At 42.3% G+C, this 23657-nt stretch carries 21 protein-coding genes; 20 read left to right on the top strand and 1 reads right to left on the bottom strand.

The window, feature by feature from the left end; translation table 11 throughout:
• The first annotated feature begins 100 nt into the window (after positions 1-100).
• The 7 genes from ABTV07_RS15355 (at position 101) to ABTV07_RS15325 (ending at position 7516) form a co-directional block, all read left to right on the top strand.
• Positions 101-1339, top strand: a complete 1239-nt coding sequence (locus tag ABTV07_RS15355; RefSeq protein ID WP_433743632.1) for an NAD(P)-dependent malic enzyme — start codon at positions 101-103, stop codon at positions 1337-1339.
• Between the two features lie 7 nt (positions 1340-1346).
• Complete coding sequence (locus tag ABTV07_RS15350; RefSeq protein WP_433743629.1) at positions 1347-1982, top strand: FadR/GntR family transcriptional regulator; 636 nt, start codon at positions 1347-1349, stop codon at positions 1980-1982.
• Between the two features lie 94 nt (positions 1983-2076).
• Positions 2077-2946, top strand: coding sequence for an acetyl-CoA carboxylase, carboxyltransferase subunit beta (gene accD, locus ABTV07_RS15345; protein WP_433743626.1), 870 nt, complete (start codon positions 2077-2079; stop codon positions 2944-2946).
• Positions 2940-3920 (top strand): acetyl-CoA carboxylase carboxyl transferase subunit alpha, encoded by a 981-nt coding sequence (gene accA, locus ABTV07_RS15340; protein WP_433743624.1) that lies wholly within the window; start codon positions 2940-2942, stop codon positions 3918-3920. The genes accD and accA overlap by 7 nt, the downstream gene beginning before the upstream one ends.
• A gap of 307 nt (positions 3921-4227) precedes the next feature.
• Complete coding sequence (gene pfkA / locus ABTV07_RS15335) at positions 4228-5187, top strand: 6-phosphofructokinase (RefSeq protein ID WP_433743621.1); 960 nt, start codon at positions 4228-4230, stop codon at positions 5185-5187.
• A gap of 37 nt (positions 5188-5224) precedes the next feature.
• Positions 5225-6985 carry a pyruvate kinase gene (gene pyk / locus ABTV07_RS15330; protein ID WP_433743618.1) on the top strand — a complete coding sequence of 587 codons (1761 nt, stop codon included), beginning with the start codon at positions 5225-5227 and terminating at the stop codon, positions 6983-6985.
• 144 nt (positions 6986-7129) lie between these two features.
• Complete coding sequence (locus tag ABTV07_RS15325; protein ID WP_433743616.1) at positions 7130-7516, top strand: FxsA family protein; 387 nt, start codon at positions 7130-7132, stop codon at positions 7514-7516.
• A 45-nt stretch (positions 7517-7561) separates the two neighbouring features.
• On the opposite strand, the gene ytvI is transcribed toward ABTV07_RS15325, so the two are convergent.
• Positions 7562-8689, bottom strand: a complete 1128-nt coding sequence (ytvI, locus tag ABTV07_RS15320) for a sporulation integral membrane protein YtvI (protein ID WP_433743613.1) — start codon at positions 8687-8689, stop codon at positions 7562-7564.
• A gap of 164 nt (positions 8690-8853) precedes the next feature.
• Between ytvI and ABTV07_RS15315 the strand changes: the two genes are divergently transcribed.
• The 13 genes from ABTV07_RS15315 (at position 8854) to coaE (ending at position 23561) form a co-directional block, all read left to right on the top strand.
• Positions 8854-9315, top strand: coding sequence for a DUF441 domain-containing protein (locus ABTV07_RS15315; protein ID WP_433743611.1), 462 nt, complete (start codon positions 8854-8856; stop codon positions 9313-9315).
• Between the two features lie 382 nt (positions 9316-9697).
• On the top strand, positions 9698-10816 hold the full coding sequence (citZ, locus tag ABTV07_RS15310) for a citrate synthase (RefSeq protein ID WP_433743610.1): 1119 nt from the start codon (positions 9698-9700) through the stop codon (positions 10814-10816).
• Positions 10817-10922: 106 nt separating this feature from the next.
• Complete coding sequence (icd, locus tag ABTV07_RS15305) at positions 10923-12191, top strand: NADP-dependent isocitrate dehydrogenase (RefSeq protein WP_433743608.1); 1269 nt, start codon at positions 10923-10925, stop codon at positions 12189-12191.
• Between the two features lie 107 nt (positions 12192-12298).
• Complete coding sequence (gene mdh, locus ABTV07_RS15300) at positions 12299-13243, top strand: malate dehydrogenase (RefSeq protein WP_433743605.1); 945 nt, start codon at positions 12299-12301, stop codon at positions 13241-13243.
• A 190-nt stretch (positions 13244-13433) separates the two neighbouring features.
• Positions 13434-13910, top strand: coding sequence for a MaoC/PaaZ C-terminal domain-containing protein (locus ABTV07_RS15295; protein WP_433743602.1), 477 nt, complete (start codon positions 13434-13436; stop codon positions 13908-13910).
• A gap of 128 nt (positions 13911-14038) precedes the next feature.
• A complete protein-coding gene (locus ABTV07_RS15290) occupies positions 14039-14752 on the top strand; it encodes a response regulator (protein ID WP_433743600.1) in 714 nt (237 codons plus the stop codon).
• Entirely contained in the window at positions 14752-16515 is a 1764-nt protein-coding gene (gene pnpS, locus ABTV07_RS15285; RefSeq protein WP_433743597.1) for a two-component system histidine kinase PnpS, read from the top strand. Before ABTV07_RS15290 ends, pnpS begins: the two co-directional genes overlap by 1 nt.
• 237 nt (positions 16516-16752) lie before the next feature.
• Positions 16753-17712 (top strand): FtsH protease activity modulator HflK, encoded by a 960-nt coding sequence (hflK, locus tag ABTV07_RS15280; protein WP_433743594.1) that lies wholly within the window; start codon positions 16753-16755, stop codon positions 17710-17712.
• Positions 17712-18647, top strand: coding sequence for a protease modulator HflC (gene hflC / locus ABTV07_RS15275; protein ID WP_433743593.1), 936 nt, complete (start codon positions 17712-17714; stop codon positions 18645-18647). Before hflK ends, hflC begins: the two co-directional genes overlap by 1 nt.
• Before the next feature lie 107 nt (positions 18648-18754).
• A complete protein-coding gene (gene polA, locus ABTV07_RS15270; protein ID WP_433743590.1) occupies positions 18755-21394 on the top strand; it encodes a DNA polymerase I in 2640 nt (879 codons plus the stop codon).
• 19 nt (positions 21395-21413) lie between these two features.
• Complete coding sequence (gene mutM / locus ABTV07_RS15265) at positions 21414-22247, top strand: DNA-formamidopyrimidine glycosylase (protein WP_433743588.1); 834 nt, start codon at positions 21414-21416, stop codon at positions 22245-22247.
• A 72-nt stretch (positions 22248-22319) separates the two neighbouring features.
• Complete coding sequence (gene ytaF / locus ABTV07_RS15260) at positions 22320-22946, top strand: sporulation membrane protein YtaF (protein ID WP_433743585.1); 627 nt, start codon at positions 22320-22322, stop codon at positions 22944-22946.
• Positions 22947-22958: 12 nt separating this feature from the next.
• Positions 22959-23561, top strand: a complete 603-nt coding sequence (coaE, locus tag ABTV07_RS15255) for a dephospho-CoA kinase (RefSeq protein WP_433743582.1) — start codon at positions 22959-22961, stop codon at positions 23559-23561.
• Positions 23562-23657: the final 96 nt, after the last annotated feature.

Raw genomic sequence — 23657 nt, 5'->3', positions numbered from 1 at the left:
ATATGTTATATTGTTTAATAGATAATGTGGTCTGACCACTTAAAACGAGAATTTTCATATAGATTTGTAAGAGGATTCAGGAATGAAGGAGTGAATAAAGGTGTCATTACGTGAAGAAGCATTGCATATGCACCGTGTGAACCGAGGTAAGCTGGAATCAAAATCAAAGGTAGAAGTTAAAAACGCAAGGGACCTAAGTTTGGCCTATTCTCCTGGTGTTGCTGAACCTTGCAAGGTCATCTATGATAAGCCAGAAACTGTATATGAATATACGATGAAAGGGAATATGGTTGCGGTGGTTTCCGATGGTACAGCCGTCCTGGGACTTGGGAATATCGGACCTGAAGCTGCTCTGCCGGTAATGGAAGGCAAAGCTGTATTATTTAAAAGCTTCGCTGGAGTAGACGCATTCCCTATTTGTTTAAACACAACAGATATTGACAAGATCGTTGAAACAGTCAAACTTTTGGAGCCTACATTCGGTGGAGTGAACCTCGAAGATATTGCCGCTCCGAATTGTTTTGAAATCGAAGAACGTTTAAAGAAAGAAACGAATATCCCTATCTTCCATGATGATCAGCATGGTACTGCCATCGTAACGGCTGCAGGCCTGGTGAATGCGTTGAAGCTCGTAGGCAAAAAAATGTCTGAAATCAAAGTCGTCGCAAACGGAGCAGGCGCAGCAGGAATTGCCATCATCAAGCTGCTTTATACTTATGGCGTCAGAGACATCATCATGTGCGATACAAAAGGTGCCATTTATGAAGGGCGTCCTGAAGGAATGAATGACATCAAGGCTGCGGTAGCGAAGTTTACAAATAGGGACAAGCTGCAGGGAAGCCTTGGAGAGGTCATTAAAGATGCCGACGTCTTCATCGGGGTATCTGTAGCTGGCGCGCTTACTGTTGAAATGGTAGAATCCATGAAACCTGATTCCATTATCTTTGCCATGGCTAATCCTGTTCCTGAAATCATGCCGGAAGATGCTAAAAAGGCTGGTGCGAAAGTAATTGGAACAGGACGATCCGATTTCCCGAATCAGGTTAATAATGTCCTTGCTTTCCCTGGCATCTTCAGGGGAGCGCTGGATGTAAGAGCGACTCATATCAATGAAAAAATGAAACAGGCCGCAGTGGAGGCCATCGCAAATTTGATTGGTGAAGATGAACTGAATGAAGACTATGTCATTCCTGCTCCGTTTGATCCAAGGGTGGCACCTGCAGTTGCATCTGCCGTCGCTAAAGCAGCGATGGAAACTGGCGTTGCCAGAATGAAAGTCGATCCTGAAGAGATTCGCAAAAAAACTGAACATCTAGCGGTCATTGGTAAAGGCGAGTGATTGATGAGTGAAACCTACTCCTTCGGGTAAAAAGGTTTATTTGGATATTGTCCACCAATTAAGGGATATGATTGAATACGATGGATTGAAGACAGGGGACAAAATCCCGTCTGAACGTGAATTGTCTGAACGGCTGAATGTCGGCCGTTCTTCGGTTCGCGAAGCCCTTCGTGCATTGGAGCTGCTCGGCCTCATCGAAACAAGAAGAGGGGAAGGAACCTTTTTAAGGGACTTCAGGGACCATCAACTGGTAGAATTACTAAGTACATTCATTCTTCAGGACAATGATGTCAGATGTGATGTACTGCATACAAAGCAGTTATTGGAGAAAGACTGCCTAAGGCTGGTTGCAGAAAACCGACTTTTGCATGCAAGTGGTCTGGCCACGGTGGCTGAGATGTTGGAAAACGATTATTTTCAAACAGAAGAAGAATTTTTAAAAGCCATTATTTATCTTTCTAAAAACAGGCTGTTGACTAAGATATGGGTCATTTTGAATCAATATCATTACAATCTAACCAGCTCCAGGCCGCTTGGGGATTGCGAACTCCCGAATAAGCTTGTGGAAGCATTGGATGCAGGTGACCAGTCAAAGGCTATTCAGATTTATGAAGAAATGCAAAAACTGTCGAAGCTGCCATAACAATTTGCGACAACTTTTTTTCTTTTCATAAGTTACATTAAAAGACAAGCAGTTGAAGAAGCGATTGTTATCCTTTGACAAGGAGGAAAATGTCTTGCTGAAAGATTTATTTGTGAAATCGAAGAAGAAGAAATATGCGACGATTCCCTCTGAAGCAGCAAAACAAGATGTTCCAGAAGGAATCATGACCAAATGCCCAAAATGCAAGAAAATCATGTATACAAAGGAACTCCAAAAAAATCTAATGGTTTGTCTGCATTGTGATCATCATCATAAAATGAATGCATTTGAAAGAATCGATAGTTTGCTTGATGAAGGAACGTTCCGTGAACTTGATGCCACTCTCGTATCTGAGAATCCCCTGGGATTCCCAGATTACTTGGAGAAAGTGGAAAAAGATCGGAAGAAAACCGGCTTGAATGAAGCTGTACTTACCGGAACAGGAAGTATTAAAGGCAATAAAATGGTCATTGCGGTGATGGACTCCTTTTTCCGTATGGGAAGCATGGGTTCTGTGGTAGGTGAAAAAATAACCAGAGCCATTGAAGAAGCAGACAAGCTTCAAGTGCCTTTTATCATATTTACTGCATCAGGTGGAGCAAGGATGCAAGAAGGGGTCCTGTCCTTGATGCAGATGGCAAAGACAAGTGCCGCGCTAAAAAGATTCAGCGACAATGGGGGATTGATCATTTCCGTCATGACAAATCCTACAACCGGGGGAGTTTCAGCAAGCTTTGCTTCACTCGGGGACTACAATTTCGCTGAACCAGGCGCATTGATCGGATTTGCAGGAAGAAGGATCATCGAACAGACCATCAGGGAAGATCTTCCTGAAGACTTCCAGACTGCGGAATTCCTATTAAAACATGGCCAGTTGGATGCTGTCATTCCGCGGCTTGAAATGAAAGATACGTTAGCATCCATTTTGGAAATCCATCAGCCAGGCGGTGACTTAGAATGGTAAATGAACTGGAATTTGAACGCCCAGTAGTTGAGCTGCGTAAGAAAATAGCGGAACTAAAAGAATTCACGAAACAATCCGATGTCGATCTTTCTTCTGAGATTGAAAAGCTTGAAGGGCGGCTTGTTAAGCTTGAACAGGATATTTATGAACATATGAAGCCTTGGGACCGTGTCCAAGTGGCAAGGCATCCTAATCGTCCCACTACCCTTGACTACATCTCCCACCTGTTCACAGATTTTATGGAAATGCATGGGGATCGTGCTTTCGGGGATGATGAAGCCATCGTTTCCGGAATTGCCAAGTATAAAGGTCTGCCGGTAACGGTCATCGGCCATCAAAGAGGAAAAGACACAAAAGAGAATTTGCGCAGGAATTTTGGCATGCCGCACCCGGAAGGATATCGCAAGGCGCTCCGCCATATGAAGCAGGCAGAGAAATTTAACCGCCCTATCATCTGTTTTATTGATACAAAAGGAGCATATCCGGGAAAAGCAGCGGAAGAGCGTGGCCAAAGCGAAGCCATTGCAAAGAACTTATTTGAAATGGCAGGGATGACTGTACCAATCGTCTGCATCGTCATAGGCGAAGGCGGAAGCGGGGGAGCCCTTGCATTAGGTATCGGCAATCATATCCACATGCTTGAAAACTCGACTTATTCCGTTATCTCCCCAGAAGGTGCTGCTGCATTGTTATGGAAGGATTCAGGTTTGGCAAAAAAAGCAGCTGAATCCATGAAAATCACTGCGCCTGACTTGAAGGAGCTCGGAATCATTGATGAAATCATTCCTGAAGTGAAAGGCGGAGCCCACCGTGATATCGCGAAGCAGGCTGAATTCATTGATGGAGTCCTATATCGTTCCTTAAAAACACTGAAGGCAATGTCTGGTGAAGAATTGATCGATAACCGGTATGTAAAATTCAAAAATATCGGAGAGTATTCTGATCTTAAAGAATTAGTGGATACCGTCAAATAATATTTTTCATAAAAAGAACGTGCATAATTTTTGGCACGTTCTTTTAGTTATTCCAAAAAGTGTAAAATGAAGCGTTTCCAGTTAAATGATAATTTCGTCTATTCAATAGCCAGCGACTAATTTATTGAGATGATTTCACCTTCATGTTATTTTAGAAATATTCCCTGATTACTTGGACCATAATATATAAGTAAGAATCATTCTTCATACATTATTAATATTTTGTGAAATTGTTAACAAATACCAAGGAGTATTGAATTAGGATTTTCGTCTTACATAGGCAATTAAAATATAGAGGTGAACACAAATGAAGCGTATAGGAGTTTTAACCAGTGGCGGAGATGCACCAGGCATGAATGCTGCAGTGCGTGCTGTGGTCAGGAAGGCAATTTATCATGACATTGAAGTTTATGGCATCTATCAAGGGTACAGCGGCCTCATCAATGGAAATATCAAAAAGCTCGAACTGGGATCAGTCGGCGATATCATTCATCGTGGCGGAACGACTCTTTATTCTGCAAGATGCCTTGAATTTAAGACAAAGGAAGGGCAGCAAAAAGGGATCGAGCAGCTGAAGAAACATGGAATCGACGGATTGGTGGTCATCGGTGGAGATGGTTCATACCGCGGGGCCAAGGCTCTTACAGAACAGGGCTTCCCATGTGTAGGTGTACCGGGTACCATTGATAATGATATTCCAGGAACCGAATTTACGATTGGTTTTGACACTGCTCTGAACACCGTCATTGATGCAATTGATAAAATCCGTGATACAGCAACTTCACATGAAAGAACATTCATTATTGAAGTGATGGGAAGACATGCCGGAGATATAGCTTTATGGGCAGGTTTAGCTGGCGGTGCAGAGACAATCGTCATCCCTGAAGATAATTTTGATATGGATGAAGTGGCCAACCGCTTGAAGAAAGGCCACGAACGCGGTAAGAAGCACAGTATCATCGTAGTGGCTGAAGGTGTCATGAGCGGGCCTGAATTTGCTGAGAAATTAGAAAGTGCCACAAATTTCGAAACCCGGGTTTCTGTTCTCGGCCATATTCAGCGCGGCGGTTCCCCTACTGCTTTTGACCGGGTTCTTGCTAGCCGTTTAGGGGCACATGCGGTAGAATTGTTGTTGGAAGGAAAAGGCGGACGTGCTGTGGGCATTGAAAAGAACCGTCTTGTTGACTATGATATCATTGAAGCACTGGCAATGCCGCATCGTGTTGATTTAGATATGTATCGTCTATCCAAAGAACTATCCATTTAAGGTCTTAAGCAAAAATATGGGAGGTCTATTGACTAATATGAGAAAAACTAAGATTGTTTGTACTATCGGTCCTGCCAGCGAAAGTGTTGAAATGCTTTCTAAGCTAATGGAAGCTGGCATGAATGTCACTCGTTTGAACTTTTCGCACGGAGATCATGAAGAACATGGCCAAAGGATCAAAAATATAAGAGAAGCAGCTGAAAAAAATGGAAAGACAATCGGTATCCTGCTAGATACAAAAGGGCCGGAAATCCGTACGAATAATATGGTGAATGGCGCTATTGAACTGCAAGAAGGGACAAACGTCATTGTTTCCATGAAAGAAGTGGAAGGAACCCCTGAAAAATTCTCCATCACATACAGCGGGTTAATGGATGATGTTCACGAAGGTTCCAAAATTCTTTTAGATGATGGATTAATCGGTCTAGAAGTGACAGCCATCGATAAAGAAAATCAAGAAATCCATACAAAAGTATTAAACAGCGGTACCTTGAAAAATAAAAAAGGCGTCAATGTTCCTGGAGTTTCTGTCAATCTTCCTGGAATCACTGAAAAAGACGCACAGGATATCCTTTTCGGAATTGAGCAGGGAGTGGATTTCATAGCGGCATCTTTTGTACGCCGTGCTAAAGATGTTTTGGAAATCCGTCAGCTTTTAGAAGAAAATAATGCTGGGCATATTCAAATCATCCCTAAAATCGAAAACCAGGAAGGTGTCGATAATATCGATGAAATCTTGGAAGTATCAGATGGATTGATGGTTGCCCGCGGAGATTTAGGTGTTGAGATCCCTGCTGAGGAAGTCCCATTGGTGCAAAAGCAGCTGATCAAGAAATGCAATCTTCTTGGGAAGCCCGTCATCACTGCGACTCAAATGCTTGATTCAATGCAGCGCAATCCTCGTCCTACACGTGCGGAAGCAAGTGACGTTGCCAATGCGATTTTTGACGGAACAGATGCCATCATGCTTTCAGGTGAAACGGCAGCTGGGTCTTATCCGTTAGAAGCTGTTCAAACAATGCATAATATTGCTTCAAGAGCGGAGTCAGCACTTGATCATGGGGAAATTCTCTCCAGACAAAGTAAAAATTCAGAGCACAATATGACAGATGCAATCGGTCAATCAGTTGCTCATACGGCAATGAATCTCGAAGTAAGTGCCATTGTAACACCAACAGAAAGCGGGCATACTGCACGGATGATTTCCAAATACCGTCCAAAAGCCCCGATTGTAGCTGTTACGGCAAATGATTCCGTTTCACGTGGCCTGGCGTTGGTTTGGGGTGTTACACCGCAAATCGGCCGTAAAGTATCCACCACCGATGAAATGGTCGAGATGGCTGTTGAAGAAAGCTTGAACTCCAAAGTCGTCAAACATGGTGATTTGATCGTGATTACTGCAGGTGTACCGGTTGGCGAATCCGGTACAACGAATTTAATGAAGATCCATGTCATTGGGGACGTATTGGCTAAAGGGCAAGGAATCGGAAGAAAATCTGCCTATGGCAGAGCTGTTGTAGCCAAAAATGCAAAAGAAACTCTAGAAAAAGTACAAACCGGTTCTGTATTGGTAACAATCGGTACAGATAAAGAAATGGTGTCAGCAATTGAAAAATGCTCTGCATTGATTGTGGAAGAAGGCGGATTGACAAGCCATGCAGCCGTTGTCGGAATCAATTTGGGCATTCCGGTCATCGTGGGTGTAGATCAAGCTACATCTCTGATTCAAGACGGACAGGAACTGACTGTCGATGCGACGAGAGGCATTATCTATAACGGACATGCAAGCGTCCTGTAAATAGACCATATGCGATAAATAAAGCGGCCGAACTTTCGGCCGCTTCTGCATTATCAGCAAGGGATGATATCCAATGTGGAATGAAAGCTATTGGTGTATGATATAATGTATTTCAAATAGGTCAACCTTATGGAGGCTGGATATATGAAATATCTGTTCCTTTTTTTAATCATTGTACCTGCCCTTGAAATCTGGCTGTTCATCTTAGCGGGAAGCCATTTTGGTGTATGGTCCACAATCGGGCTAATTATATTGACAGGAATCCTTGGAGCGTATTTTGCCAAGCAGCAGGGCATCTCAGCCATTCACCGGGTGCAGGAATCTTTGAAGGCTGGACGTGCTCCGGGAGATGCCATCATTGACGGGGTTTGCATACTTGCAGGAGCCATTTTTCTAATCACCCCCGGCTTCATTACAGATACCATCGGTTTTTTGCTTTTGATCCCTGCTTCAAGAGGTTTTATCAAACCGTTCATTTTAAAGCTCATCCGCAAATGGATCGACAATAAAAACGTCATCATTTATAGATAAACCAAAAAGGCTGCCCGATATGAGATTGGGCAAGCCTTTTTTATCTTATTTTACTCTTTCCTGTGGACTTCCTTTGATGAAATTCCAAAGATCATGGAAAACGTTGGCGCGATGGAGTGTACTGATGATGACAAGGGTAACCGGTCCAAGGATCAAACCCAGGAATCCCACAAGTTTGAATCCTACAAAAAGAGCGATCAGAGTAGCCAGCGGATCCAATCCGATGCTGGATGACAATATTTTCGGCTCCATTACCTGCCGCTGGACGATGACAATGACATAGAGGATGCTGAGTCCAATAGCAAGCCCTGGATCTCCTGAAATGGCCTCGTAAAGGATCCAGGGGATGAATACCGTACCCGTTCCAAGGTAGGGCAGTAAATCGACAAGGCCGCTTACAAGTGCAATGGTAATGGCATAATCTACACGGAGTATCAGAAGCCCAATAAGAACGATGACGCTCGTGATGGAAATTAAGGTAAGCTGCGCACGGATGAATCCGAATAATGCCCGTTTTAAATCTACAAGTACTTTCTGGCCGCTTGTTCTCGCCCTATGCGGAAGAAGTCTGGTGAACATTCCAGATAATCTGTCCCAATCCTTGCTGATAAAAAAGGTGGCCAATGCAGAAAATACGATGACAGTTGCTGCTCCCGGAATCCAAGAAATAAGGTTTGGCAGCTTCTGAAAAAAACTTTGCAGGAACGCACCTGCTGAAGTGGCAATTTTTTGGCCTGCAGTTTGGATGTTCTGGGTGATGGTATCCTGTTGTCCGGCATCAAGATTCTTAAAGAAACTTGCACCTTGATTATAAAGAGGGATGATCTGGGAAGTTATCAGATCTTCTATATATTGGACAAGTGTATCGACGTGGTCAGGTACAGTCCTTGCCAAGTAATTGGCCCCTGAAACGATTTCTGCAATCAAGAGTGTGATGATGCCCGCAAAAATGGCTACAATCAATATCAATGCAACCAATACGGCAGCAGCACGAGGCATTTTAGCTTTCCGCTCCAATAAATTGACCACAGGATTGATAAGAAGAGCTATCACAATAGCAATCAAAAAAGGGTATGTAACAGTGGAAACATAATAAAATACCGTCAACAACAAAATAATTACTGCAATGACAAAGAAAAATCGGATTGTCCTGTAGATAAACTCAGGATTCAAACATCATCAGCCACCTTTTCAGTTACTTCTTTACCTACTATTTTACATGGTCGTTCAATTGAAAAGAAGTTCCAATTTTACGTTATTATAGAAAAATCCTTTTATTCTCGTTTTTTTAAACGATTAGTTATGGTAGGATAATTTTGGTTATATGAGGTGAAAAAATGTTCAGTCAACCTATTCTATTTTTGCTCCTTCTTATGGGCATAGCACTAATTGCAAAAAATCAATCTCTTATGATCGCAGTGGGTGTGTTGATTGTATTAAAGATTGCAGGGGTGGATAGCAAAGTTTTTTCCTTCATCCAAGGGAAAGGCATCAATTGGGGCGTCACGATCATCACCATAGCAGTTCTTGCGCCGATAGCGAGCGGTGCAATTGGTTTTAAAGATTTGATAGAAGCGCTGAAATCCCCTTACGCTTGGATTGCCCTTCTTGCCGGTATGGCAGTAGCGCTCATTGCGAAAAATGGACTGATTCTCCTTGAGGATGATCCCCATATAACTACCGCCTTGGTCCTCGGAACGATCCTTGCTGTTTCCTTATTCAATGGTGTAGCGGTAGGGCCTCTTATCGGTGCGGGCATTGCCTATTTGGCAATGAAGCTGTTTGAAATGTTTACGTAAGCGTTTTTATTTCATATTATTCAAAAATAGGGTATGATTTAGTTAATGGATGCTCGAATGCTCTAAAATACCAAAGTATTTATGTTTTTCTAAAAAAATAATTTTTAGACATTTTAATCAGTATCCGTTCACAAAAGTCAGATAATTGTTTATAATAGGAAATGTAAGCGTAACCGAGAAAATTGTCATCTCTTGATGCAATATGTCTACTTTTATTGCATGCTAGAGCATTGAGCAAGCGCTCAATCTCCAAAAGGAAATCTTTTGGAACTGAATTTCAAGTGAACAAGCCTATTGCCTTATAAATAAAAACCGCAATGAATGGCTTTTTTTGCTCACCATTACCTGGTAATGAGGAATTATTCATAAAGGAGAGATTGATATGACAGCAACACGTGGCCTTGAAGGTGTTGTAGCTACAACTTCTTCCATAAGTTCAATCATTGATGACACTCTTACATATGTAGGGTATAACATTGATGATCTAGCAGAACATGCAAGCTTCGAAGAGGTAATCTATTTATTATGGCATCGCAAACTGCCGACGGCTTCCCAGCTTCAGGAGTTGAAGGAGCAATTGGCAAAAGATGCTGAGCTTCCTCAAGAAGTTTTAAATCAATTTAAGACATTCCCTATCGATAAAGTACATCCGATGGCTGCCCTTCGTACAGCAGTTTCTTCACTTGGTTTATACGATGAAGAAGCAGATGTCATGGAAACGGAATCCAACTATCGTAAAGCTGTCCGACTGCAGGCAAAAATGCCTTCACTCGTAACGGCATTCGCACGAATCCGCAAAGGCCTTGAGCCTGTTGCACCAAGAAAAGATCTAGGATTTGCAGCAAACTTCCTGTACATGCTAACTGGCGAAGAGCCGGAAGCAATTGCTGTGGAAGCTTTCAATAAAGCACTTGTCCTTCATGCTGACCATGAATTGAATGCATCGACTTTCACTGCACGCGTTTGTGTAGCCACATTGTCTGATGTCTACTCTGGTGTTACAGCAGCGATTGGTGCATTGAAAGGTCCTCTTCATGGCGGAGCAAACGAACAAGTCATGAAGATGCTTTCTGAAATCGGCTCTGTTGAAAATGTAGATTCTTATATTCATGAAAAATTGAATAATAAAGAAAAAATCATGGGATTCGGCCACCGTGTCTACCGCAAAGGCGACCCTCGTGCGAAGCATTTGCGTGAGATGTCCGAAAAACTTACAAAACTTACTGGCGAAGCGCACTACTATGATATGTCCATAAAGATTGAAGAAATCGTGACATCTGAAAAAGGCCTTCCGCCGAATGTTGATTTCTATTCAGCTTCTGTTTACCACAGCTTGGGCATCGATCATGATCTATTCACACCGATCTTTGCTGTCAGCCGTGTATCAGGCTGGTTGGCTCATATTCTAGAGCAATATGAAAACAACCGTTTGATCCGCCCGCGCGCTGATTATACAGGTCCAGGAATGCAGTCTTACGTTCCGGTTGAAAAACGCGGATAAGAATCATTTACAAATGGCTGAATTATTGTTCTAATAATACTGTATGTAAATCGAGGTTAGGGGCTGCTGCCATCTAACCTTTGATATTGAAATTGGAGGGAAAATCATGTCTCAAGGTGAAAAAATTACTGTTGAAAATGGTGTATTGAACGTTCCAAATAATCCGATCGTACCTTTCATTGAAGGCGACGGAATTGGTCCTGATATCTGGGCTGCTGCTTCTCGTGTATTAGATGCTGCTGTTGAAAAGGCTTATAATGGCGAGCGCAAAATAGTATGGAAAGAAGTTTTGGCAGGAGAAAAAGCATTCAACCAAACGGGCGAATGGCTTCCAAGTGAAACACTTGATGTAATCCGCGAATACTTCATTGCAATCAAAGGACCTCTTACAACTCCAGTCGGCGGCGGAATCCGTTCATTGAACGTTGCTTTGCGTCAAGAGTTGGATCTTTTCGTTTGCTTGCGTCCTGTACGCTATTTCCAAGGTGTACCTTCACCTGTTAAACGTCCTGAAGATACTGATATGGTCATTTTCCGTGAAAATACTGAAGATATCTATGCCGGCATCGAATACGCTCAAGGATCTGATGCAGTGAAGAAAGTCATCGACTTCCTTCAAAATGAAATGGGTGTAAACAAAATCCGATTCCCTGAAACTTCCGGTATCGGAATCAAGCCTGTTTCTAAAGAGGGTACAGAGCGTTTAGTCCGTGCAGCAATCAATTATGCTATCACAGAAGGACGCAAATCTTTAACTCTTGTTCATAAAGGAAATATCATGAAGTTCACTGAAGGTGCCTTCAAGAACTGGGGATATGAGCTGGCTGAAAAAGAATTCGGCGATAAAGTATTCACTTGGGCTCAATATGACAGAATTAAAGAAGAAAAGGGTACAGATGCTGCAAACCAAGCACAATCAGAAGCGGAAGCAGCTGGCAAAATCATCGTGAAGGATTCTATCGCAGATATCTTCCTTCAACAAATCCTTACTCGTCCAAGCGAGTTCGATGTTGTTGCAACAATGAACTTAAACGGAGATTACATCTCTGATGCACTTGCTGCACAAGTCGGCGGAATTGGAATTGCTCCAGGAGCGAATATCAACTATGAAACAGGACATGCTATTTTCGAAGCTACTCATGGAACTGCTCCAAAATATGCTGGACTTGATAAAGTAAACCCATCTTCAGTTATCCTTTCTGGTGTTCTTCTTCTTGAACACTTAGGCTGGAATGAAGCTGCCAAGATGATTACAAAATCTATGGAGAAATCCATTGCTTCTAAAGTTGTAACATATGACTTCGCCCGTCTAATGGATGGCGCTACAGAAGTGAAATGCTCTGAGTTCGGAGACGAGCTTATCAAAAACCTTTAATTTAATTGATTGATGAGGCTGTCCATTTTGGACAGCCTCTGTTTGAATCCAGCCGCCAGCCTGCTGGATTTTCTACACTATTCATTCATTTGAAAGGGGACATTCCCATGTCAATCAAGCGCAGAAAGATTTCGATCATCGGTGGAGGATTCACTGGAGCGACTACGGCTTTCTTACTTGCACAAAAAGAACTTGGCGATGTCGTACTGGTGGATATTCCTCAAATGGAAAATCCGACGAAAGGAAAGGCTTTGGATATGCTTGAGGCGAGTCCGGTCCAAGGGTTTGATGCAAAAATAACCGGTACATCCAATTACGAGGACACTAAGGATTCTGATATCGTAGTCATCACTGCCGGTATTGCAAGGAAGCCGGGAATGAGCCGCGATGATTTAGTTCAGACAAACCAAAAAATCATGAAATCCGTGGCAAAAGAAATTGCCAAGTATTCTCCAGACTGTCTGATCATCGTTTTGACCAATCCTGTAGATGCAATGACTTATACCGTCTTTAAAGAATCCGGCTTCCCGAAAAATCGAGTGATTGGTCAATCAGGGGTCCTGGATACCGCCCGATTCCGTACATTTGCTGCAGAAGAATTGAATCTATCTGTCAAAGATGTTACAGGCTTCGTTTTAGGAGGCCACGGGGACGATATGGTGCCGCTTGTCCGGTATTCCTATGCAGGAGGAATCCCGCTGGAAAAATTGATTCCTAAAGACCGTTTGGATGCCATAGTGGAACGGACTAGAAAAGGCGGCGGGGAAATCGTCAGTCTCTTGGGGAATGGGAGCGCCTATTTTGCACCTGCAGCCTCTCTTGCTGAAATGTGCGAAGCCGTATTGAAAGATCAAAGAAGAGTCCTACCGGCTATCGCTTATTTAGAAGGGGAGTATGGATTTGAAGGTATTTACTTAGGGGTTCCGACTATTGTCGGCGGCAGTGGATTGGAGAAAATCATCGAACTTGATTTGACAGAGGATGAAAGGGCAGCATTAGCTAAGTCAGCAGAGTCTGTCAAAAATGTAATGTCCTCCTTATCCCATGAATAGATATAGTGAAACTGGCCGGTCCATCGCGGAGCGGCCAAATTTTTATTGGCGCTTCCGCTTTTCTATGTTAATTTTTCTTTGAAAGGTTATCATAATAGTGGTATTATGATATTAATAGACAGATAATACAGATTTTTCGTTATTTTTTTATTTCAACATGTAACCGTTTACATAATTCGGAGGTGTCGTTATGCTGCTTGGCAAAAAGAGAAAAATGGGCAGGAAAATAGAAGAAATGACAGTCGGTGAAAAGCTGACATTAACTGAAAAAATAGAAGATAAAGATCTTTTGCTCTTCCTTGGTTTGACGAATGATGCAAATCCTTTATATATCCAGCATGATTATGCATCACAGACTCCATATAAAAAACCGATTGTCCCTTCCATCATGCTGACGGGGATCATCACATCGGCCATATCCAAATATCTTCCCGGTCCTGGATCGCATATCCTTAAGCAGGAAATTGATTTTCCAAAGCCGGTTTACCACTATGCCACTGTTCAATTTTTGTTTGAAGTGACGGAAGTGAATCTAACAAGCAAGACAGTTACGATCAATGTCCACGCCACAAATGAAGAGGATCAAACAGTAGTGACAGGGACATTGACCGTTTGTCCGCCGCACAAAATGAATGGGATGAATGGCACAGCGTTGGAAAACTTTTAATGAATTTAAATAATTTCGCGAGTTAAAGGAAGGTATTTTATCACCTTCCTTTTTTATTTTGAAATTTTTTATATTATAATGGAATGGATGATAAGGGGTTTTTAATAAAGCTTTAAATGGAGGATTTCATGTCAAAAAAGGTTTTGGTAGTAGAAGATGAACAATCAATTTCCACACTTCTTAAATACAACCTGGAACAGGCTGGATTTGATGCATTGACCGCAGCCGACGGCGAGGAAGGAATCGAAATGGCCATTTCACATAAACCGGATTTAATGATCCTGGATTTAATGCTTCCACGCCTCGACGGAATTGAAGTCTGCAAGCAATTGAGGCAGAAAAAAATCATGACGCCGATATTGATGCTGACGGCCAAAGATGATGAATTTGATAAAGTCCTTGGTTTGGAGCTTGGGGCAGATGATTATATGACAAAACCCTTCAGCCCAAGGGAAGTCATTGCGAGAGTGAAGGCTATCCTTCGCAGGTCTCAGGTTCAGTCTGAACTACTGGAAGAGCAGGAAGATGAGAAACCGAGCATTAAAATCGGAGATCTTATCATCTATCCGGAACAATATGAAGCCTATTTTGAGGAAGAACTATTAGAATTCACCCCGAAAGAGTTCGAACTATTATTATTTTTGTCTAGAAATAAAGGCAGGGTGCTGACGAGGGAACAGTTGTTAAGTTCTGTATGGAATTATGATTTTGCCGGAGACACGCGAATAGTGGATGTGCATATCAGCCACTTGCGTGAAAAGATTGAAATCAACTCCAAGAAGCCTGCCTATATAAAAACAATTCGTGGACTGGGCTATAAGCTTGAGGAGCCAAAATCTTAATGAATCGTTTCAGAAAAAGACTCCTATTCTGGCTTATTTTATTGATTTTGCTTGTTTTTATCTCCTTGGGGATTTTAGTCGGCCAATTGTTTAAAAATTTCTATACCGATTCATTCAATTCGCGGTTAAAACAAGATACGTCCCATCTTGCCCAAAAAATTGAGAATGGCGGCGGGATCAATAATCTGGATAAAAAACAATTGGATTTCAGCAGCGATTTATTATCTGTCAGAATCACGGTATACAACACTGATGGAGATAAACTCTTTGACAGTGGAAGCGCTCGTGATAGGGAAATCCGGACATTATTTGATTCTATTAAAAGCCAGGGCTTCCTTGGACACTCTGTACAGGGGGCAAGTAATGAAACACAATATTACTGGGAGCCGATAATATCAGCTGGGAACTCACTTGACGGGATCGTCATTGTCAGCACGAAGCTTACGCAGTTGAAGGAAGTCTATGCCCAAATCTGGCTGATCTTAGCTCTTTCTCTCGGTTTTGCCCTTGCAGTCATCATCCTCCTTGGGACATGGATCATGACAAGCTATACAAAGCCGATTGAATCCGCAACGAATGTCGCCATTGAACTTTCCAAAGGGAATTATAGAGCCAGGACATTTGAGCGGCAAATGAATGAAACCGGTATGCTCAGTTCCGCTATCAATAAACTTGCAAGGAATCTGCAAGAAATGGATATGTCACAAGAAATGCAGAAGGATAGGCTGAGTACGCTTATTGAAAATATGGGAAGCGGGCTCATATTGATCGACAGCCGTGGATATATCACAATGTCCAACAAAATCTACCAAGATCTGTTTTCGCTTGATTCTGATGACTTCATGTTTAAACCATATTATGAAGTGATTAAATTCAAAGAGATTGTCAGACTGGTGGAAGAAATCTTTATCACAGAAATGAATGTTCGAAGGCAGCTCGTCCTTTCCTTGAATATCGAACGGAAGCATTTTGAGATTTATGGGGCTCCAATCATCGGTAATCATGATGAATGGAACGGGATCCTTCTTGTGTTCCATGATATTACCGATTTGAAGAAGCTCGAGCAGATGAGGAAGGATTTTGTGGCCAATGTCTCCCATGAACTGAAGACTCCCATCACTTCGATTAAAGGGTTCTCGGAAACTCTGTTGGATGGAGCCATGAATGACCAGGAAACAATGAAATCCTTTTTAACCATTATCTTGAATGAAAGCGATAGGCTGCAGACGTTGATTCAGGATTTGCTTGACCTTTCAAAAATCGAACAGCAAGGATTTAAACTGAATCTCCAGCTATTTGATTTATCCAACATGATGGAAGAAGTAATCGCGATTTTATCCAGCAAAGCAGAAGATAAAAAAGTCTCCTTGTCATTTTCTTCTGAGAAGAATATTGAGATGGAGGGGGACCACTTCCGGCTTAAGCAGGTTTTCATCAATCTAATTAATAATGCCATTATGTACACACCGCCAGAAGGAAGCATCCATGTGGGGATCTCTGATCTTGGCTCAAAATTAAAAGTGGATATTGCTGATACAGGCATTGGGATTGAGCAGGAGGAGATACCGAGGATTTTCGAAAGATTTTATCGTGTGGATAAAGCAAGAAGCAGGAATTCAGGCGGCACCGGACTTGGCCTTGCCATCGTGAAGCACTTAATAGAGGCTCATAAGGGTTATATTTCAGTAAAAAGCAAAAAGAATGAAGGCACTGTGTTTTCCGTAATCTTATACAAGGAATTTCCCGAAACAAGAGGTTCCTAAAAAGATGTCAAGTATTATCAGCTTTACAGATTCTTTACAATCCGTTTATTTGAGCTTAATAATGGACTGATAATATCTTAAGTGAAAACCCCTTCATCAAAGGAACCGAAAAAGGTGTGAACATACCCCGTTCACGCCTTTTTCATTTTTTTTATCATAATATTCGTCATATTATTGGAACTTTTTTCATCTACATACGTATATCCTTTTGAACATCATGTAGGGGGGAAGTATCCGATGAGCCTAAAGAGAATTTATACGCTTGCAGGATTTGCAGCAGCCGTTATATTGCTTGGCATTGTCTTATTCACTTCATGGTATACCGTGGACGAATCTGATCAAGCAGTGATTTTAACATTTGGAAAAGCAGAAGATACAATTGTAGAGCCTGGTCTTCATTTCAAAATGCCTTGGCCGGTACAAACGGTTGAAAAATTATCGAAAGAAACATTCAGTCTTCAGTTTGGATATGAAGAAAAGGATGGAGTCGTTAAAGAGCACAGAAATGATACGAAGATGATAACAGGGGATGAAAATATTGTTTTGGCCGATCTTGTAGTCCAGTGGAAGATCAGCAACCCGAAAAAATATCTATTCAACTCTGATAAGCCAAAGGAATTATTGTATGATTCCACATCTGCTTCTTTGAGAAGTGTCATAGGAAGCTCTAAAATTGATGATGCTCTTACTTCTGGAAAAGCGGAGATTGAAGGAAAAGTCCGGGATTCATTGGCTTCCTTGATTAAGAAATATGATTTGGGAATCTCCATTCTGGCAGTAAAGCTTCAAGATGTAGAATTGCCGAATCAAGAGGTTAGAAAAGCCTTTACAAACGTAACCGATGCAAGAGAAACAATGAATACAAAGATCAATGAGGCCAAAAAGTACCGGAATAAAGCCATCAATGAAGCTCAAGGGGAAAAGGATGCCATCAAATCAAAAGCGATTGGGGATAAAACTGCCCGCATTCAGACAGCCCGCGGGGACGTAGCTCTATTCAATAAGCTTTTTGAACAGTATAAAACAAATCCTGAGATAACGAAGGAGCGGCTCATTATAGAGACGCTTGAAAAAGTACTGCCGAATGCCGAAATCTATATCATGAATGATGAAGGCAGTACTATGAAATATCTGCCTATCAAACCTATTGAGAAAGAAGTCCCTAAAGTTTCAGAGGAAGGGAGCGGAACGCCATAATGAGTGATCAAACAATCATGAATAGAAACGAAAGCCAAAGGACCGGGATGGAATGGAGAAAATATATTAAATCCGGCTTGCTGCTGCTCCTTTTCTTTGTCATACTGGGCATTCTTTTTGCAAATATTTTCATTGTAAAAGAAGGAGAATACAGGGTTGTCAGACAGTTTGGAGAAGTAGTTAGAATTGAAGACACACCCGGAATAAAATTTAAAATCCCATTTATTCAAAGTGTTTCTACTTTGCCGAAATATCAAATGTCGTATGATGTTTCAGAAGCGGAGATCAATACAAAGGATAAAAAGAGGATGATCATCGACAACTATGCAGTATGGAAGATTGTAGATCCGAAAATGATGATCACGAATGCCCGCTCTGTCATCGGAGCAGAGACAAGGATGGAAGAATTCATTTATTCAGTTGTCCGCGCAGAATTGGGACAGTTGAACTATGACGAAATCATCAATGATGAAAATTCTTCAAGAGGAAGCCTCAATGATCGAGTGACAGAAAAAGTAAATGAGCTTTTGAAAAACGATCATTATGGAATAAGGGTGACGGATGTTCGTATGAAAAGAACGGACCTGCCGAATGAAAATGAACAGTCGGTCTATACCCGGATGATATCTGAACGTGAATCAAAAGCACAGGAATATCTGTCCCAAGGTGATGCTCAGAAAAACCGCATCATTGCTGAGACGGACAGGGAAGTGAAGGAGCTCCTTTCCAAAGCGAATGCAGATGCAGAAGTGGTGCGAGGAGAAGGAGAAGGGGAAGCAGCTAAGATCTATAATCAATCCTTCTCAAAAGATCCGGAATTCTATCAATTATTCAGGACCTTGGAATCTTACAAAAAGACCATCAACGATAAGACCGTCATAGTCCTTCCTGCTGATTCGCCTTATGCACGGATGCTGCAGGGGTATTCCAACTAACAATCAATAAGCCGCTATTTTCCTTTTCTTTATTGAACGTGATAAAATAAAGATGGGAAATTAACGGCTTTTTTATATGATACTCCATAATACGGGAGGTAGTTTATTTGAGTACTGCGAAAAAGAAACTTGTATTGATTGACGGAAACAGCATCGCCTATCGTGCTTTTTTTGCACTTCCGCTGCTGAACAATGATAAAGGAATACATACGAACGCGGTGTACGGATTTACGATGATGCTGCAAAGAATCCTTGATGAGGAAAAACCTACACATCTGCTTGTTGCATTTGATGCGGGGAAAACCACATTCAGGCATAAAACGTTCACCGAATATAAAGGTGGAAGGCAAAAAACGCCTCCGGAACTATCTGAACAATTCCCATTCATTCGAGAATTGTTGGATGCCTACCAAATCAAACGATATGAACTTGAAAATTACGAGGCGGATGATATCATTGGCACACTTTCCCTCCAAGCTGAACAAGACGGCTTTGATGTGAAGGTCATATCAGGAGATAAAGACTTGACTCAGCTAAGTTCAGACAAAACTACCGTGGCCATCACTAAAAAGGGAATTACAGAGATAGAAGAATATACACCCGAACACATTAAAGAAAAATATGGACTGTCGCCTCTTCAAATCATTGATATGAAAGGTTTGATGGGGGACTCTTCAGACAACATCCCAGGGGTGCCGGGCGTAGGGGAAAAAACAGCGATTAAGCTTTTGGTTCAATTTGATTCGCTTGAAAAAGTATTGGATTCCATTGATGAAGTGAACGGCAAGAAGCTGAAGGAAAAACTGGAAGAATTCAAGGATCAGGCACTCATGAGCAAGGAGCTTGCAACCATTACAAGGGAGGCGCCTGTCGAATTGTCCGTTTCAGATCTTCAATATGATGAGTGGAATGTGGACAAGGTCGTATCCATCTACAAAGAATTGGGCTTCAATACCCTCCTTGAAAAATTGGGAACGGCTGGAGAAGCTGTTCAGGAAGAAATCAAAGATCTTTCCTTTGAAATCGTAAATGATCTGGGTGAGGACCAATTGACCGATCGTGCAGCCCTTTATGTGGAGATCCTGGAAGATAACTATCAGCATGGGCAAATCATCGGACTTGGATTAAGCAATGAAAACGGGAATTATTTCCTTTCTGCTGAAACCGCTCTGCAATCAGAAAAATTCAAGGAATGGGCAAAAGATGAAACTAAGCTAAAACAAGTTTATGATGCAAAAAAATCAGCCGTTTCCCTCAAGCTTAAAGGCGTTGAATTGAACGGGATTGATTTTGACCTGCTGATTGCTTCCTATATCTTGAACCCTTCTGAATCTGCAGATGATTTTGCTTCAGTTGCCAAGCGTCATGGCTATCATGACATCCAATCTGACGAAGCCGTCTATGGAAAAGGGGCGAAGAGAAAAGTCCCTGAAGAAATGGAGACGGCTGAGCATATCGCCCGAAAAGCTGCAGGACTTTCAGCTGTTGCAGAAAAATGTGTGGAAGAATTGAAGCAGAATGAACAATTTGAATTATTCACAGAGTTAGAATTGCCCCTATCCCTTATCCTGGCTGAAATGGAGGCCACAGGCGTTTCAGTCGATGTTGAACGGTTGAAGGATATGGGAGAAGACCTGCGCACGCGTCTGAATCAAATAGAAGAAGAGATCTTTAGAATGGCTGGGGAGGAATTCAATATCAATTCCCCTAAACAATTGGGCGTAGTATTGTTTGAAAAAATGGGCCTCCCAGTCATCAAGAAAACGAAAACCGGTTATTCCACTTCTGCAGATGTCCTGGAAAAACTGGAGCCGGAACATGAAATCGTCCGTCAAATCCTTCACTATCGTCAATTGGGCAAGCTTCAGTCGACATACATTGAAGGACTGCTGAAAGTCGTGCATCCTGACACATGTAAAGTGCATACCCGATTCAACCAAGCTCTTACACAGACAGGAAGGCTGAGCTCAACAGATCCAAACCTTCAAAACATCCCGATCCGCTTGGAGGAAGGTAGAAAAATCCGGCAGGCATTCATTCCGTCGCAAAAGGGATGGGTCATGTTCGCTGCCGACTATTCTCAGATCGAACTTCGGGTCTTGGCTCATATTGCAGGAGATGAAAAACTGATTGAGGCCTTCAATGAAGATATGGATATTCATACGAAAACGGCTATGGATGTTTTCCATGTAAATAAAGAAGATGTCACCTCGAACATGAGAAGGCAGGCTAAAGCTGTCAACTTCGGAATTGTATATGGAATAAGCGATTATGGCCTATCGCAAAGCCTTGGGATCACAAGGAAAGAAGCAGGGGAATTCATTGATAGGTACCTGGAAAGCTTCCCAGGGGTGAAAGAATATATGGCAGATGTTGTCCAGGATGCAAAGCAAAAAGGGTATGTGTCAACATTGCTGCATCGAAGAAGATATATCCCTGAAATAACAAGCAGGAATTTCAACTTGCGGAGCTTCGCTGAAAGAACGGCCATGAACACACCGATCCAAGGAAGTGCAGCTGATATCATCAAGCTTGCCATGATTGAAATGGCCAAGCGTCTAAAAGTTGAAAAGCTTCAAACGAGACTTCTTCTGCAGGTGCACGATGAATTAATCTTCGAAGCCCCTGAAGAAGAAGTGGAAATTTTGAAGAAAATAGTACCTGATGTAATGGAACACGCGATAGACCTTAAAGTTCCATTAAAGGTGGACTACTCCTATGGGCCCACCTGGTACGACGCAAAATAGAGCAAGGGGGGAATAGGCAATGCCTGAACTTCCAGAAGTAGAAACAGTCCGGCGTACACTTGTAGAACTTATATCCGGCAAGACAATCGGAGAGGTGAAAGTGGAATGGGGCAAAATAATCAAGCAGCCCGATGATGTCCAAGAATTCTGCCATTTGTTGAAGGGTCAGAAAATACATTCCATCGGGAGAAGAGGAAAATTTCTTATTTTCTATTTAAACGATTATGCCCTTGTTTCCCATCTGCGTATGGAGGGGAAATATGGATTGTTTCAGCAAGATGATCCAATTGATCCTCACACCCATGTTTTTTTCACATTTACGGATGGAACAGAATTAAGATATAAAGATGTCCGCAAATTTGGCACCATGCATTTATTCCCAAAAGGAAAAGAGCTGATGGAGCCCCCGTTGAATAAACTCGGCCCTGAACCTTTTTCAGAAGAATTCACCGCAGAATGGCTTTTTGGACGACTCCAACGGACAGAGAGAGTGGTCAAAGCCGTTCTTTTAGATCAAACGGCTGTTGTGGGACTTGGGAATATTTATGTCGATGAAGTCCTGTTCCGTGCAGGCATACATCCTGAAAGAAAAGCAAACAGCCTATCTGAAAGCGAAGTGAAAAAAATCAGGAATGAAACGATATTGACGCTTCAGGAGGCTGTGGATAAAGGGGGCAGCACGATTCGATCTTATTTGAACTCCCAAGGTCAGATCGGCATGTTCCAGCTGCAATTATTTGTCTACGGACGAAAAGGTGAAGAATGTAAAAAATGTGGTACTCCGATTGAAAAATTTTCGACTGCCGGGAGAGGGACCCATATCTGTCCTAATTGCCAAAAAGTTACTTCTTGATAGAATATTTAACAGTGGGCTAGCTCCTTCCATATACTATCTTATCGATTGTGAATTGGAAGGAGTATCACCATGGAATTCTCACTATCACTGATATTGCTGGCTCTTGCAGTCAGCCTCGATAATTTCAGCACAGGACTAACCTATGGACTGAGAAAGATGCATATTCCTGTAAAATCCATTATCATCATTGCCTGCTGTTCTGCTGCTTCACTGTTGGCAGCCATGCTATTGGGCAATTTAGTGGAGTCCTTCCTTTCCCCGCATATCGCCAATCAGGCAGGAGGTTTTATCCTCGTAGTGCTTGGGGCGTGGGTGCTGTTCCAGTTTTTTCGCCAGGATCAGCAGCAGGAAGAAGAAAAAACTCTGATTAACTTTGAAATACGTTCACTGGGAGTGGTCATCCAGATCTTAAAAAAACCGACGAGTGCAGACTTTGACCAATCCGGCACCATCACCGGAATCGAGGCCTTGATGCTGGGGGTCGCACTATCACTTGATGCTTTTGGAGCAGGATTTGGAGCCGCCATGCTTGGCTATTCTCCATTCATCCTCGCATTGACTGTGGCTGTCATGAGTTTATTATTCGTGACCAGCGGAATGAAAATCGGAAGGATATTCTCCCACGTCAGCTGGGTGCAAAGAATGTCTTTTTTACCTGGGATTTTACTCATATTAATAGGAATTTTAAAAATTTAGGAGTGGCAGGCCATGACGGTAATCATTGGATTGACCGGCGGGATAGCAAGCGGGAAAAGCACCGTATCACGCATGCTGAAAGAGCGCGGTTTTCCGATCATTGATGCAGACGTTGCAGCAAGGGAAGTAGTCAACCCGGGGCAAAAGGCCTTGGAAGAAATCAAAGCAGCTTTTGGGAGAGAAGTCATACAGCCGGATGGCATGCTGGATCGTGCTAAACTTGGAGCGATTGTCTTTCATGATGAAGACAAAAGAAAGATTCTCAATGGGATCGTTCATCCGGCCGTTCGCAGCTGGATGAATGGTAAGAAGGAAGAATACATCCAAAAAGGGAGCAATACCATCATTTTGGATATTCCGCTGCTGTTCGAAAGTAAACTGACCTATATGGCAGACAAAGTCCTTCTTGTCTATGTGGACGAAAAGACTCAGCTCCAACGTCTTATGGAGCGGAATGGGCTTTCAGAGAGTGAAGCATCTGCACGAATTCAATCACAGATGCCCCTCAAGCAAAAAGTAGAATTAGCAGATGCGGTGATTGATAATAATGAAACTCTGGATCACACAGAATCCCAGCTTGCCGAGATCCTGGAAGGCTGGAACTTAATCCCTTAACATAATGTCTTTTGACCATTTCTCATAGAAGAGGTCAAAAGACATTTTTTTGTCCAGCTCCACATTTCTTTTAAAATTCCACAATTTCATCATTAC

Origin of the sequence: Falsibacillus pallidus, assembly GCF_050990905.1 — a bacterium.
GTDB lineage: Bacteria > Bacillota > Bacilli > Bacillales > DSM-25281 > Falsibacillus > Falsibacillus pallidus_A.
Note: the sequence above shows the minus strand (reverse complement) of the source record. Positions and strands in the feature narration are given on the sequence as shown.